The organism is Streptomyces cinereospinus (assembly GCF_042430725.1).
GTDB lineage: Bacteria > Actinomycetota > Actinomycetes > Streptomycetales > Streptomycetaceae > Streptomyces > Streptomyces cinereospinus.
This window is the reverse complement of record NZ_JBHMCY010000012.1, coordinates 85574-98530: the sequence shown is the minus strand read 5'-3', so window position 1 is coordinate 98530 and position 12957 is coordinate 85574. Positions and strand designations below refer to the sequence as shown.

General features: G+C 68.9%; 15 protein-coding genes. 3 read left to right on the top strand and 12 right to left on the bottom strand.

The features are described 5' to 3' along the window. Positions 1–11: 11 nt before the first annotated feature. From ACFF45_RS08915 to ACFF45_RS08865, 11 genes are all read right to left on the bottom strand, one after another. On the bottom strand, positions 12–812 hold the full coding sequence (locus ACFF45_RS08915; RefSeq protein ID WP_381344279.1) for an alpha/beta fold hydrolase: 801 nt from the start codon (positions 810–812) through the stop codon (positions 12–14). A 92-nt stretch (positions 813–904) separates the two neighbouring features. Further along, on the bottom strand, positions 905–1057 hold the full coding sequence (locus ACFF45_RS08910) for a hypothetical protein (RefSeq protein WP_381344276.1): 153 nt from the start codon (positions 1055–1057) through the stop codon (positions 905–907). A gap of 601 nt (positions 1058–1658) precedes the next feature. Next, positions 1659–2021 carry a helix-turn-helix domain-containing protein gene (locus ACFF45_RS08905; protein WP_381344273.1) on the bottom strand — a complete coding sequence of 121 codons (363 nt, stop codon included), beginning with the start codon at positions 2019–2021 and terminating at the stop codon, positions 1659–1661. Positions 2022–2044: 23 nt separating this feature from the next. Beyond that, positions 2045–2707: an enoyl-CoA hydratase/isomerase family protein gene (locus ACFF45_RS08900; RefSeq protein ID WP_381344270.1), complete on the bottom strand. Its 663-nt coding sequence runs from the start codon at positions 2705–2707 to the stop codon at positions 2045–2047. Between the two features lie 143 nt (positions 2708–2850). Further along, positions 2851–4098, bottom strand: coding sequence for a cytochrome P450 (locus ACFF45_RS08895; protein ID WP_381344267.1), 1248 nt, complete (start codon positions 4096–4098; stop codon positions 2851–2853). An 89-nt stretch (positions 4099–4187) separates the two neighbouring features. Then, positions 4188–5564, bottom strand: coding sequence for a cytochrome P450 family protein (locus ACFF45_RS08890; protein ID WP_381344264.1), 1377 nt, complete (start codon positions 5562–5564; stop codon positions 4188–4190). A gap of 11 nt (positions 5565–5575) precedes the next feature. Then, entirely contained in the window at positions 5576–6136 is a 561-nt protein-coding gene (locus ACFF45_RS08885) for a GTP-binding protein (RefSeq protein ID WP_381344261.1), read from the bottom strand. A gap of 5 nt (positions 6137–6141) precedes the next feature. After that, positions 6142–6528, bottom strand: coding sequence for a DUF742 domain-containing protein (locus ACFF45_RS08880; protein WP_381344258.1), 387 nt, complete (start codon positions 6526–6528; stop codon positions 6142–6144). After that, positions 6521–7342: a roadblock/LC7 domain-containing protein gene (locus ACFF45_RS08875; protein WP_381344345.1), complete on the bottom strand. Its 822-nt coding sequence runs from the start codon at positions 7340–7342 to the stop codon at positions 6521–6523. Before ACFF45_RS08875 ends, ACFF45_RS08880 begins: the two co-directional genes overlap by 8 nt. A gap of 20 nt (positions 7343–7362) precedes the next feature. After that, positions 7363–8535, bottom strand: coding sequence for an ATP-binding protein (locus ACFF45_RS08870; RefSeq protein ID WP_381344255.1), 1173 nt, complete (start codon positions 8533–8535; stop codon positions 7363–7365). A gap of 651 nt (positions 8536–9186) precedes the next feature. Next, positions 9187–9327, bottom strand: coding sequence for a hypothetical protein (locus tag ACFF45_RS08865; RefSeq protein WP_381344252.1), 141 nt, complete (start codon positions 9325–9327; stop codon positions 9187–9189). 53 nt (positions 9328–9380) lie between these two features. Between ACFF45_RS08865 and ACFF45_RS08860 the strand changes: the two genes are divergently transcribed. From ACFF45_RS08860 to ACFF45_RS08850, 3 genes are all read left to right on the top strand, one after another. Then, a complete protein-coding gene (locus ACFF45_RS08860) occupies positions 9381–9575 on the top strand; it encodes a hypothetical protein (protein WP_381344249.1) in 195 nt (64 codons plus the stop codon). Between the two features lie 126 nt (positions 9576–9701). Then, on the top strand, positions 9702–10403 hold the full coding sequence (locus ACFF45_RS08855) for a 2-phosphosulfolactate phosphatase (RefSeq protein ID WP_381344246.1): 702 nt from the start codon (positions 9702–9704) through the stop codon (positions 10401–10403). Positions 10404–11108: 705 nt separating this feature from the next. Further along, on the top strand, positions 11109–11348 hold the full coding sequence (locus tag ACFF45_RS08850) for a hypothetical protein (protein WP_381344243.1): 240 nt from the start codon (positions 11109–11111) through the stop codon (positions 11346–11348). Positions 11349–11529: 181 nt separating this feature from the next. On the opposite strand, the gene ACFF45_RS08845 is transcribed toward ACFF45_RS08850, so the two are convergent. After that, the gene (locus ACFF45_RS08845; protein ID WP_381344240.1) at positions 11530–12357 is read right to left on the bottom strand and encodes a glycoside hydrolase domain-containing protein; all 828 of its coding nucleotides are present in this window, start codon (positions 12355–12357) and stop codon (positions 11530–11532) included. Positions 12358–12957: the final 600 nt, after the last annotated feature.

Below are 12957 nucleotides of genomic sequence, written 5' to 3'. Positions count from 1 at the left end.
GCGGGCAACGGCTACGCAGCGGCCTCCACCTCGGCGAAGAAGTCGAGGAGGGTGTGCGCACCGGTCACGGGCTGGTCGCTGAAGACCTGATGCCCGCACTCTTCGAGCACCGTCAGCCGGGCTCGCGGGATGTACTCGGACAACTGGCGCGCGTTGGCCACGGAGACGAGCTGGTCCTGCGCCCCGTGCAGAACGAGTGCCGGGCAGGTGAGCGTACGCAGGTCCTCAAGGCGCTCCCAGCCCATCGTCGCGGCGAGCTGACTGCTGTAACCCTCCTCGCAGGTGGGGTACTGGGCCCTGACGGCGAGATCGGCCTCGCGCTCCGCCCGGGTGGCACGGGCATAGGTCAGATCGGCGAGGTAGCCGGTGCGGTCCTCGGAGGACATCTGCTGCGCCCGGCTGATGGCTTCGAGACTGCTCTGGTCCTGGGTCATGTGGGGGGACCCGGCATGGGTGGAGACCAGAGTCAGACTGGAGACGAGTTCGGGGCGCGTGAGCGTGAGCTGCTGGGCGATGAGCCCGCCCATGGACATGCCCAGGACATGAGCCTTGGCCCCTCCGGCGGCGTGGAGGACATCGGCGGCCGCCTCGGCCAGCATCTCCATCGAGAAGGAGTCCCCCTCGAAACGGGTGCGGCCGGTGCCCGGATTGTCGAATGTGAGGACTTGGTGCCGGCCGGCGAGCATGGGCACCAGGCGGAACCAGACGGCCGAAGGTGAACTGAGGCCGTTGATGAGAATGACGGGGGTTCCCTCGCCGGCGGTCTCCCACCAGACGCGGGCCTGACCTGCTGAGGACGACGTGAACGACATGGTTGTCTCTCCTTGCGGGACGGCTGTCACAGACGCGATACGGCAGGCCCGTGCGGAGGGCCCACGGCAGGTGCGGATGCGAAGCGGGTTGATCAGGCGTGGACGAGACCTCCGTCGTCGTCGATGACGACGCCGCTGATGTAGGCGGAATCCGGGCCTGCCAGGAAGCAGACCGGCGGCGATGTCCCCGCCGCGGCCGATCCGGCCGAGTGGGTGATGAGGCTCAGGATGTGCGAGCGGGGCATCTGCCGCAGGGCCACGTCAACGGACGCCGGAGCACTCTCAGGGTCGATGCTCGCTGCACGCGCCATGGCGGAAGAAGGCTCTCTCGTCGTTGGAGGGCTGCCCGGGGGCGGGGCGCCTGCGGCAATGCGCGGAGCCGCCCCACCTCCCTGCCGTCCCGGTACTCAAGGCCTTATGTGAATACACATTTGGTTTTACGTCAAGTCTTGCCATCAAAGAGGCGCACTGATGGCGCTACGCTGGCTTGGTGAGTCGCGCCGAAGTGTGGGTGCGTGTGCTCATGGTGCAAGGGGTTGGTGCTCCCACTGCGCGCGGTAAGTGTATGATCATTCAAGTGTGGCTGAGTCCAGGCGCCGTAGGGTCGCGACTCGCCTGTCAGGCACACTGTCGACCGACAGGTCAGGCGTCGCGGCCTGCTCCAGGTGATCCGACAAGTGAAGAGTGAACCTGTCCCGGACGCTCCGGGACCGCCCCGCCCCTGGCGCTCAGCCGGCCGCGACTACCTGCGTGGGGGCTGGCCGAGCGCCGCAGCTGTCCGGCGGGAGCACTGCCGGAACGAGCGGATCATGCGAGGCCCATCTCCTGGGCCATCGCCCGCGTCGATCAGTGAGGGGCTTTCTTCGGCGTCGGCTCCGGCGTCTGTTTCACCACCGCGGCGACCTGCTCGTCGGAGACAGTCCGGGGGCCGCCCGGCCTGGGCATGTCACCCAGGCCGGCGATCCGGCGCTCGACGGAGCGTGCCCGCCACCGGCCCACCGCGAGCGGTGTCGGACCCAGGTGCGCCGCAACGTCCTTGTCCGACGCCCCGGCGGCACACGCCAGGACGATCCGGCAGCGCAGGGCCCATGCCCGCGGCGTGGAACGGCACCGCGCCCATCCCTCCGGCGCGGTGCCGTTCCTCGTCCGACAGGTTCGACTCGGCCTGCGGTCGCCCAGTACGCGCCACCCCGCAATCCGGAACGTCAAAACCGCATTCCTGACTCAGAACACTAGCGGGGCCTGGTGAGCTGGGCGGCGAGGAGGTGGGAGTCCAGCAGGGTGGGGTCGGTCATGCGGGCGGCCTTGGCGTAGCCGGTGAGCATGCGTTTGGTCAAGAGCACGGCCTGTGGGGAGCGTCGGGCGAGGGGTTTGGACCAAGCGGTGACGGCCTCGTCCAGAGCGTCGAGCGGGGCGACCTTGTGCAGGAGGCCGAGGCGGTGGGCGGTGGGGGCGTCGAAGGTCTCGCAGGTGAGCATGAGTTCGCGGATCCGGGCGGCACCCGCTTCCGTGATCAGCCGGCCCATGGCGCCGCCCCAGGCGGGCGCGAGCCCGATGCCGACCTCGGGCATGCGGAACCGGCAGGTGTCCGCGCCGGCGCGCAGGTCGCAGTAGGCGGCGAGGGCCAGACCGGCTCCTACGACCTTGCCGTGCAGCCGGGCGATGGTGACGGCATGGGTGCTCTCCAGTGCCTGGCACAGGCGGTGGGCCTTGTCCGCGAGGCGCAGCAGCGTGCTTCCGCCGGGGTCGGCGTCCAGGGCGTCCTGGTACTCCCGGCGGTCGGCCCCCAGGGAGAAGTCGTCGCCCAGGGAGGAGAGCACCAGGACGCGGACGTCGGGCTGGTCATGGAGGTCGTCGAGGACGTTGATGAGCGCGTCCAGGACCGCCGTGCTCAAGACGTCGTCCTGTGCCGCGGGATTGAGCTGGACGTGGAGGACGGGGCCGCTTCTGCCGAGAGCCAGGGGGGCGGCTGAGAGCGCGGGCGCGAAGGGAAGCGCGGCCTCGGTGGCGGACACGGCGGCGGGAGTGAGGGGCGAGATCATGCGAGTGCTACATCCAGGTTCAGCAGGCGCCGGAACGCCACCCGGGGCGCCAGCGCGGGGCGGCGGACCAGGGTCAGTTGCGGCAGGCGGGCGATCAGATGGCGAAGCAGGGTCTGTGCTTCCAGCCGGGCCAGGGGTGCTCCGAGGCAGTAGTGGATGCCCCAGCTGAAGGCCAGGTGGGAGGGGTTGCGGAGCGGGTCGAAGGTGTCGGGGTCGGGGAACCGGGCGGGGTCGCGGTGGGCGGCGCCCACCATGAGATGGACCATCTCACCGGCGGCGACCTCGGTGTCCGCCAGGAGCGTGTCCTGCGCGGCGACCCGGCTGATGACGTGCGTGGGAGGGTCATAGCGCAAGGTCTCCTCCACGAACGCGGGCACGAGGTCCGGGCGCAGGGCGAGTCGGCTCCAGCGGCCGGGGTCTTCGACGAGCCGGAGCGTCATGGTGGACAGCAGTGTCGCGGTGGTCTCCAGCGCCGCCAGCAGGACGAACAGGGCGAGGAAGTAGACGGCTTCGTCTGCCTTGTCCTGGTCCGGTTCGAGCTCGTCCCAGGTGCTGATCCACCGGGAGACCGGATCGTCGCCGGGGCGTCTGCGCCGGGCACGCACCAGGTCGAGGAAGTAGGAGCGCAGTTCGGCCATGGCGGCGTCGGAACGGGCGAGCTGGCTGGCGTGGGGGAGCAGCTCCTGGGTGAAGACCTGCTCGTGGGTGAGTTCGCGCAGCCGGGGCCAGTCGGCGCTGGGCAGTCCGAGCCAGTCGCCGACGGTCGCGACGGGCAGCTCCTCGCTCACCAGCTCCGCGAAGTCGGCCTCGCCTGCGCGCAGCCGCTCGTGCAGGGTGTCCAGTAGCCGGTCGACAACGTCGGAGACCCGCAGGCCGATCCGGTCGATGGTGGTGCGGTCGAAGCTGCCGGCCGAACGGCGCACTCGGGTGTGCTCCGGTGGGTTGAGGGCCGGCAGGGTACGGCTGATCTCCCGGGACGAGGGGGCACTCCAGCGGGTACGCGCGCCCTGCTGCTCTCGCCATCGGGTGTCCGGTTCGAGCCAGACGCCGTTGCGCAGCACCTGCTCGCAGGCGCTGTAACCGGTAACGAGAAAACCACCCCAGGGCGCGCGGCTGACAGCGCCGCGCGCCCTGAGCTCTGCGTAGAGGGGGAAGGGGTCGGCCTGTCCGTCAGCCGTCCTGAGGCGGGAGAACAGGGAGATGGTGGCCCGACGGTCCGCGGACGGAGTCGTAACACTTCCCACGGTAGCGGCTCCTTTCTGCCAGCCGCTATCCGTACCCGAGTGGTCATCGAGTCACACAGTAACTCTGTAGTTTCATATGGTTACTTGCGTCACTCGCCGTTCACCCAGGCGCGGAAGCGGCTGAAGAGCCCGCCCTTCGGGCGCGGTGCGGCGTGGGCCGGCCGGTGCGCCGCGGGTGGCTGGGGAACGCCGGCGGGCGAGGGTGCCGTCTGAACGGAAGACGGCGGCGCCTGACGTGTGGTGACCGGTTGCGCCACGGTACGGGGGGTGAACCGGATGGGCACGGTGACCAGCGAGCGGCTCCACGGCGCCGCCACCCACGCCAGTTCGCCGAAGGGGACGCGCATCTCCACATCGGGAAGCCGGTTGAGCAGGGACTCCACGGCCGTGGCGGCGATCATGAACGCGGGGTCCTTGGCCGGGCACGCGTGCGGGCCGGCGCCGAACGCGAGGTGGGCCTTGGGGCTGAGCTGTTCACGGTGCGCGGTGAGCTTGGGGTCGGTGTTGGCCGCCGCGAAGGAGATCAGGACCGGGTCGCCCGCCCGCAGGGTGCGGTCTCCCAGCTCGACGTCCTGGGTGGGGAAGTGCCCCGCGTAGTTGGCGATCGGGGCGTAGTTCCACAACGTCTTCACGACCGCGTCCTCGACCGGCAGACCGGTCGGCCAGTCGTCGCTGAGGTACAGCGCGGCGCTGGTGCCGATCGTGGCCGACAGGGGCGCGGTGCCGCCGGAGAGCATGGTCACCAGCTGGTGCAGCACCTCCTCGTCGCTCAGCCGGGCCGAATGCACCATCAACCGGGTGGTCAGGTCCTCGCCGGGCTGCCGGCGCTTGAGGGCGATCAGTTCGCCGAGCGCGGCGCCCAGGATCTCGTCGGCGCCCGGGGTGCCCTGGAAGATGCCGGTGATCCCGGCGATGACGCGGTCGCCGATCTCGGGCGGGCAGCCGAACAGGTCACCGAAGACGAGCAGGGGCAGCGGCTGGGCGTACGCGGCCATCAGCTCGGCCTGGCCGAGGGGCTCGGAGCTGAAACGGCTGATCAGGTAGTCGGCCGACTGCTGGGTCAGCCGGATGAGCCGGCTCTGGTCGACGGTGGCGAGGCTCTCCGTGACCGCCTGCCGCAGCCGGGCGTGCGCGGCGCCATCGCTGAACAGGGCGTTGGGACGGTATCCCATCATGGGCAGGGCCGGACTGTCCTCCGGGACCCGCCCCTCGTTCAGGGCCTTCCAGCGACGGGAGTCGCGTACGAACAGCGTCGGATTCTGCAGGATGTACAGGCTCGCGTCATAGCTGGTCACCAGCTCGACCTGGACGCCCGGCGCGATGTCGACGGGGGCGCTGTGTCCCATCGAGCGCAGCTTGTCATAGGTGCGCTCGGGGTCGGAGCCGAAGTCGGAGCCGTACAGCGGGACGTTGCCGTGGGCTGGGCATTCGGCAGGTACCCCGGTCGTCTCGAGGGGCTGTTGCATGGTGGTGGCTCCTAGCCGAGTGAGGACAAGAGGTGCTTCACGAGCGTGATGAGGGCCTGCATCGATGAATCCTGGTCGCGGACGTCGCAGTCGATGACCGGTGTCTCGTCGGAGAGGTTGAGTGCCTCGCACACTTCGGACAGGGGGAAGTGGGTCCTGCCGTCGAAGGTGTTCACGCCGACGACGTAGGGCAGGCCGAAGGCTTCGACCAGGTCCAGGATGGGGAAGGTCTCTTCCAGCCGCTCGGGGTCGACCAGGACGAGCGCGCCCAGCGCTCCCCTCGACAGGCCCTCCCACATCTGCTTGAACCGTTCCTGCCCGGGAGTTCCGAAGATGTAGAGGACCAGGTCGTCACTCAGGGTCAGACGCCCGAAGTCCATCGCCACGGTGGTGGTGGTCTTGTCGGGCGTCTCGGAGAGGTCGTCGAGGCCCACGCTGGCCTCGGTGATCTCCTCCTCGGTCTGAAGCGGCTCGATCTCGGAGACACTTCCGATGTAGGTGGTCTTCCCCACCGCGAAGTGGCCCACGACCAGGACCTTCACGGAGCGGGAGACCTTGGGATCCAGATACACGGGAGTTACGCTCCGGTTCGTATTCGCTCCAGGCCATGGAGCACGGCGGTGAGCAGGGCTGGGTCATGGCGTTCCGCATGCGGCACCGGATTGCGCACATGGATCAGGTCGTCCTCGGCCATCTGCGCGAGCAGGATGCGCACGATGCCCAAGGGCAACTGGGTATGGGCCGCGACCTCGGCGACCGAGAGGAATCCGTCCGCGAGCAGGTCGATGACCGCGCGAGCCTCCGGAGCCAGGGTGCGTACCGTGGCCAGGGCCGAGTCCTGGGCCGTAATCATGGTGGTGTGCTCGTACTCGCTGTCCCGCGGAAGTACGCGCCCCTTCGCCATGACGAAGAACGGGACTAACGGAGCCGTCAGTTCGAGCTCGTCGGACGGGTCGTCATGCATCGCTGGCCCCTTCTCCCGGCACGCCCGGCAGCGACGCGGGCATCGCATCACCCAGACGTGCGGCGAACTCCTCGATGTCGCAGTCGTGCTCGGCGGCCGCGGCGAGGAAGGCACCTTCGCCGGCGGCGATCAGGAAGACCCAGCCGTGCTGGAACTCGATGACCGTCTGGCTCCACTCGTCGTCCAGTTCACCGCCCGCGAAGGGCGCGGTCGCCCGGCTGTAGGCGTGGATGCCGGTCATGGCCGCCGAGATCGTGTCCGCGAGGTCCCTGTCGACCCGCGCACTGGCGCCGCGCGGCAGACCGTCCGCGCCGAGCAGCAGGGCGTGCAGGGCACCCGGCACCGAGGCCACCGCCCGGTCCAGCTGGTCGAGAACGGCGACGGACCTGCCCGTCCCGGCCGCGTGTGCCTGAGGCCCGTCTCCTGCCTGAGCCGCGTCGGCGGGGAGCATCCGCGGCGGGGCGGTGAGGTTGTTGCCCAGCCGGGCGACCAGCCGGTTCATGCGGAACGAGAGCTGCTCCATGTCCACGTCGGGCTCCGCGGCGGCAGCCAGGTAGGCCCCCTGCCCGGCCCCGATCAGGAAGACCCAGCCGTGCTGGAACTCGATGACGGTCTGGATCCACGCCCGGTCCGGCGAAGGGCCGGCGAAGTGGGCGGTGGCCCGGCTGAGGGACTGCATCCCGGCCATGGCCGCGGAGACGGTTCCCACGTCCTTGCGGGTCAGGCCGTCCGTGGAACCGCGCGGTATGCCGTCCGCCGACAGCACCACGGCGTGCCGTGCCTTGGGCACGTTGGTCACGATGTCCTGGACCATCCACGACAGGTCAGTCGTACTCATGCGTTGTCGGATCCTTCGGACATAGGGGTGTCGAGGGAGGCCACATCACGCCCGGTCTGGGTGCCGCGCTGCAGGGCACCGAGGCTGCCGGCGCCGCGGCGCCGCACGGCACGTTTGGCCGGCTGGTCCGTCGCGGTGGAGTCACCGACGGACGTGATCCGGGTCCCGCGCTTCGGCAGACCGTTGGCCGTGCGCTCCGGAGTACGGGCCTGCACCGGCCGGATGCTGCTCACGGGCGCCGTCTCCGGGGCCGCGGGGGTCTCCTCCATGGTCCACAGCTCCTCGGGCAGCAGGACGACGGCTCGTACGCCGCCGTACCGGGAGACACCGGTGACATCCACCTTGAAGCCGTACTGCCGGGCGATCAGGCCGATCACCGGGAAGCCGAACTTCGGCTGGGTGCCCAGCTGGGACAGGCGGGCGGCGTCGTCGCCGGACAGCAGCGCACTCGCCCGCTGCCGGTCCTCGTCGCTCATGCCGACGCCGGCGTCGTCGATGATGATGCAGAGGTTCTGCTGAACCTGGCGGAACGTGACCTCGATCGGCGCGTCCGCCTGCGAGAAGCTGGCAGCGTTGTCGAGCAGTTCGGCGACGGCGAGGGCGACCGGCGCGACGGCGGAGGCCTTCAGCGCGATGCCGCTCGGCTGCATGATCTCCACGCGCTGGAAGTTGCGGATCTGGCTCTGGGCGCTGCGGACGACGTCGTAGACACTGGCCGGCTGGTTGCGGCGGCCCAGCGGCGCACCGCACATGACGGCGATGCCCTGTGCCTTGCGGGCCATCTGGGCGTTGGCGTGCGTGATGTCCATCAGGTCGGCCAGGACCGGGTGGCCGCCGTATTCGCGCTGGACCCCGTCCAGCAGCGTCGTCTGCTCGGCCGCGAGGCTCTGCAGGAAGCGCGCGGCACCCTTGAGGACCGCCTTGATGTTCTCCTCGGCGGCCTGCTCCGCTTCGCGGATGACCCCGTCCTGCTCGTTTCTGGTCCTGGCCAGTTCCGCCTGTACGCGTCCCAGTTCGTTCTGGCTGTACTGCAGCCGCGCCTGAAGCTCGGCCTCGGACTCCTTCTTCCTCCTCGTCACGCCTCTGCTGCGGAGCACGAGTGCCACGACGGCGGCGACGGCTGTCACCGCTATCGCAAACAGGCACCAAAGAAGCACATCTTGAGTCATGGAAACCTTTCCCGGCGCGTTACGTGCGGACGTCGGGGGTACGCCTCGCAAGATTCCGCAACCCGTCCAGCGCACTGCACACGGGGGAGTTCAGCGCGTTCGGGGTTCAGGGCCCTGAGTAGAAGTGGATCAAGGTCGCAGACGGCGAAATGCTATCACCGTCAAACCACTGGATCGGAGGTCACTCCTCCGGGTTTCACACCCTCAACAAGGCTTGCAGCTCAGGTGCGTTGACGACCGCCTGTCGTCCGGTCCGTGGATCGTTCGGAGCCGTGCCGGAGAGGCTGTCGGACGAGACCCGGCCCCGGGGGCGGTGGCAGTTCGGTCCGGCAGCCTCAGCGAGGATCGCCGCCCCGCGGCGGGGGCGCGGCGTCGCGGACACCGCATGCTGCGCCGCGCCCTTGCCGCGGCCACCGTCTCGTCCCTCGCCGCCCCGGCCGTACCTCCCGCTCACGCGGCACCCGCAGGTGCGGAACCCCAGGCCTCGAACGGCGTCGCGGCCTGCGCCGAGTTCCGTGTGAACGGCGCCGTCCCGCATCCGCATCGGCCCAGGCATCAATGACACCGTCGCAGGCCTCGGCCACCGCGATCACGGCGGCACCGTCCACGGCTCCAGCGCCGGGCAGACGCAGGAGGTCCGGAGCGTCCGGCCTAAGGCAGGAAGGTCAGGGTGGAGTCGATGCCTTCGACCTCGCCGAGCCAGTGCTCTTCCTGGGCTCGCTTGCGGCGTAGGAGAAAGTCCTTCTCGATCTCTGCGAGGCGGGGCAGCAGCTTGGGGTTGACCTGGAGCATCGGGGAGCGGATGCAGGCGTGTATTCGATCTCTGGTCGGAGCGAGCGGCGGTCGTGCAGGAACCGCTGGCAGTTGACGACGATATCCTCGGCGAAGACCGCGACGTAGCCGTGGAGGGTCTGGAGGTTCTGGGGGCCGAGCAGGGCGGCGCCGATGTGGACGGGCGGGCCGCCGTTGACGATCTCGGTTACGAAGATCCTTCTTGTGTCCGCAGAGACCGTGTGCGGGTGACCCCGTGTGGCGATTGAGCAGGCGGGTCGTTGCGGACCACTTTCGCGACGGAGGCAGTCGGAGGTGTTGCATTCCGAGACCATAGATGTGATGCGTATCACTTTCTGAGTGCTTTGGGTCGGGCATGCGCGATCGTGATCGGAATGGACTCTCGTTTCCTTGGCATCCCCGAGCTGGTCGAAGCCCCTTCGGTGGCGGTCGTAGTCGACGTCATGCGTGCTTTCACCGTGGCTGCCTATGCCTTTGCCCAGGGGGCGGAGAAGATCGTCCTCGCTGAGTCGCTGGACGAAGCCCTCGCACTCAAGGCCCGCCACCAGGATTGGGTGGCGGTCAAAGACGGTCCGCCCGCGCCCGGGTTCGACACCGTCAACTCGCCGGGACTGCTGCGGTCTATTGACCTTGGCGGACGGACCGTTGTGCAGAAAACCACGGCAGGGACGGTCGGCGCCCTCGCGGTCAAGGAGGCGTCGCTGGTGCTGTGCGCCAGCTTCGTGGTGGCGGAGGCAACGGCTCGGCTCTTGCGAACACGCAAGTGTGACAGTGTCACGTTCGTGGTCACCGGCGAGGATGGGCAGGCCGACGAAGATCTGGCGTGCGCTCAATACATCGCTCGGAGGGCCACCGAGGCCGGGACGGATGCTGTTGAGTTCGTCCGCCGCGCTGCCGAGTCGCGCGCCGCCGCCGAGCTGGCGGAGGGGGTCCGTCAAGGAGTCCATCCTGATGACGTCGCACTCTGTCTTGAGCTCGACCGGTTCCCCTTTGCCATGGTGGCGACCTCGGAAGACTCGCTCATGGTCCTCCGTCCGTGCGCCGTACCTCTGCTGACCGACGAGGCGTCGATCTGATCGCTGGTGAGGTACACCTCTCGCCATGTGAGAGCCGGCATCCGGTCGGGTGTGAGGTATCAACGGCACGTTCTATGACGGTGGTCAACGGATGCCGGAGGACTCTCAGGGTCGATGCACGCTCTGCGCGTTGAGCGGGGGAGAGCGTAAACGGCGAGATCGCCCTGGCCGATTCCCGCACACACGCTCTGACCTCCGTCTCCGCCGTTTCCTGATGCCGCATGCCACATGCCGCATGCCGGTGTCGGGCTTGTCCTGGCAGGACGAGGTGGAATCGACACACCGCAGCCTCCACCCGCTCCACAAGGAGGCGCACCAGTGAGACATCGTCAAGGTGTCTGGAGAACCAACTGGATCAAGGGTGTGTTCAGCCTCGCCGGGGTCGCCGCAGTCAATCGTCCTGCTGGACGTCGTCGGCGACATCGTCAACACGGAGCGCACCGCCTGTCCGTCACCCGCACGGTGATCGAGCCGTCCGGAGCCGACAGCACCAGCGGCCTGGGGGCGTGATCGACACCCCGATCCGCCCCTGCGTCGGGCAGCACAGCGTCGGCCTCCCCTCCCCGGCTCCGCCGTCCACGCCTTCGGGCAGTTTCACCGGGTTCATCGGCCTGATCGGTGGATTCCTCGGCCTGATCGGTGGATCCGCGGGCAGCAACCGGCGCGCAAATCCTCTGGGCAGGGTGGGGCATCTCCGGCATCGCCATGGTGTGGTCCGCCACGCCCGACGGCAGCCGCACCGTGGCCACCGGCATCGCCGCCCTCATCTGTGCCGCCAGCATCGTCGCCCTGCGCGGCCGGGGCCTGCGCCCGGTCATCAGCAACCCGGCCCCCGCCACGCCGCAGGTCAACGTCTACCCCGCGTTCCCCTTCGCGCCGCAGCCCACGCCCGACCACGACGACCTGGACGACGAACCTGGCAACGTTCATCCGCCCCAGCGCTGACCCGTCTTCCGCCGCGTCCAGCTCCACTACCGAACAGCGAGCACGAAGGAAACCTGATGAAGCCACCAGGTTCGGCCCGGCGCGAGTCGGCACTCCTTGAGCGCCGCCAGTCAGGCGGCGGCCGAGGGGGTGTGCGACAGAGGGCCCGCCGCCGCGCGCACCTGGTGCGGTGCCCGGTCTCTCAGCCGATGATGGCGACCGGGGCGTCCCAGGCATTGCGGTCGACCGTGATGGTGTGGCCACCGCGGGTCTCCTTGCTGTTGACCATGTACTGGTGGCCGCGGCTGTGGTTGGTGTACAGCTCGGGGTCCCAGGGCCAGTCGGCGGTGGTGGTGTTCTTGTTGTTCCACAGTGCGTACCAGAGGTTCCCCGGCAGGTCGGTACGGTTGGCGGCGGTGGCGATGGCCTTGGCGCTGGAGCTGGAAAAGCCGTAGTACCCGGCGCGGTACGTCTTGGCTCGCAGTGTCCTGGTGAAGGAGCGTACGTACGTCAGGGTGGCATCGTTGCACGCTTTGTTCGTGATGTCGTACGACTCCATGTTGAGGTAAATGGGGCTGCCCGGCTTAATGCCGAGTGCGGATGCCTTGGCGACGGCGTCGTTGGCATTGCTCGCCCCGAGGGAGGCTGCCGTGGAGGCGGTGAACCTTTCCGGATTCCTGCTGGTCTGGCAGGGCGGCTGGGCGCCGACGTAGAGGGGAATCAGCTTCCAGCCGGCGGCGTTGACCGACTTCACCCAGGACGCGGTGAGATTGGGCTGGGCGCAGCCGCGGTTCTTGCCGCCGACGTAGACGGCGACGGCGCCGTAAAAGCCGGTGTTCCAGGCTTTCATCGCGGCGAGTGAGGGCGCCGTGCAGGTGTCGAACGCCCGTCCCGTGTATGTCTTCTGCGCCGGCCAGCTCGGGGCGGCCATGGAGGTCTGCGCCGCGATCCCGGCGCCTGCGACCACGATGACACCCGTCGTGGCCCACGCGATGTAGCGGCCTTTCTTGGACAGCCGGTGACTGGACAATTTCCCACCCCATTCGGATCGCGGCTCGCGTCCGCATCTGTGCACCGGCGGAAGCCTGGCGAGGGCGATGCCACACGTGGGATGTGGCTGCGGCACCCGATGCTCTCCACAGCGGCGCGGTTGAGCTCCGACAGTCAGAGCGCACCGCAGCCTATCCAAGATCTCGTGTCATGACGTTCGCCGGCTCTGCCGGCGTTGATCACATGGCACGGCTCGCATGGCCGGACAGTCCGCGCGGCAGCAGGGCCTGACGTGCCATCACGTGGTCGACCCGCCTTCTCTCCCGCTTCTGAGGGGTGTCGAGGACGTTCTTCATCGATCACGGCTCGTCGTGGCTCTCTTCTCTCGCCACGACAGCCGTCAGCCGGACGAGCCGAGAGGTGAGGGCCTGGTCATCTCGCGGCGTCCTTCGTCCTCGTCGCCCTCGGACGGCCAGTCGCCCCAGCCCGAGTCGGCTGCGGCGGTCCTGACCTGGTCAGTGCTCGGTGACCTGACGCCCGGAGGCACCTCAATGTCACGCCTGCGCATGGCCACCAGGCAGGACCTCGCTCGAAGCCTGAGCCATCTCATTTCGGTGACACTGAGATGGATGTGCGAGTT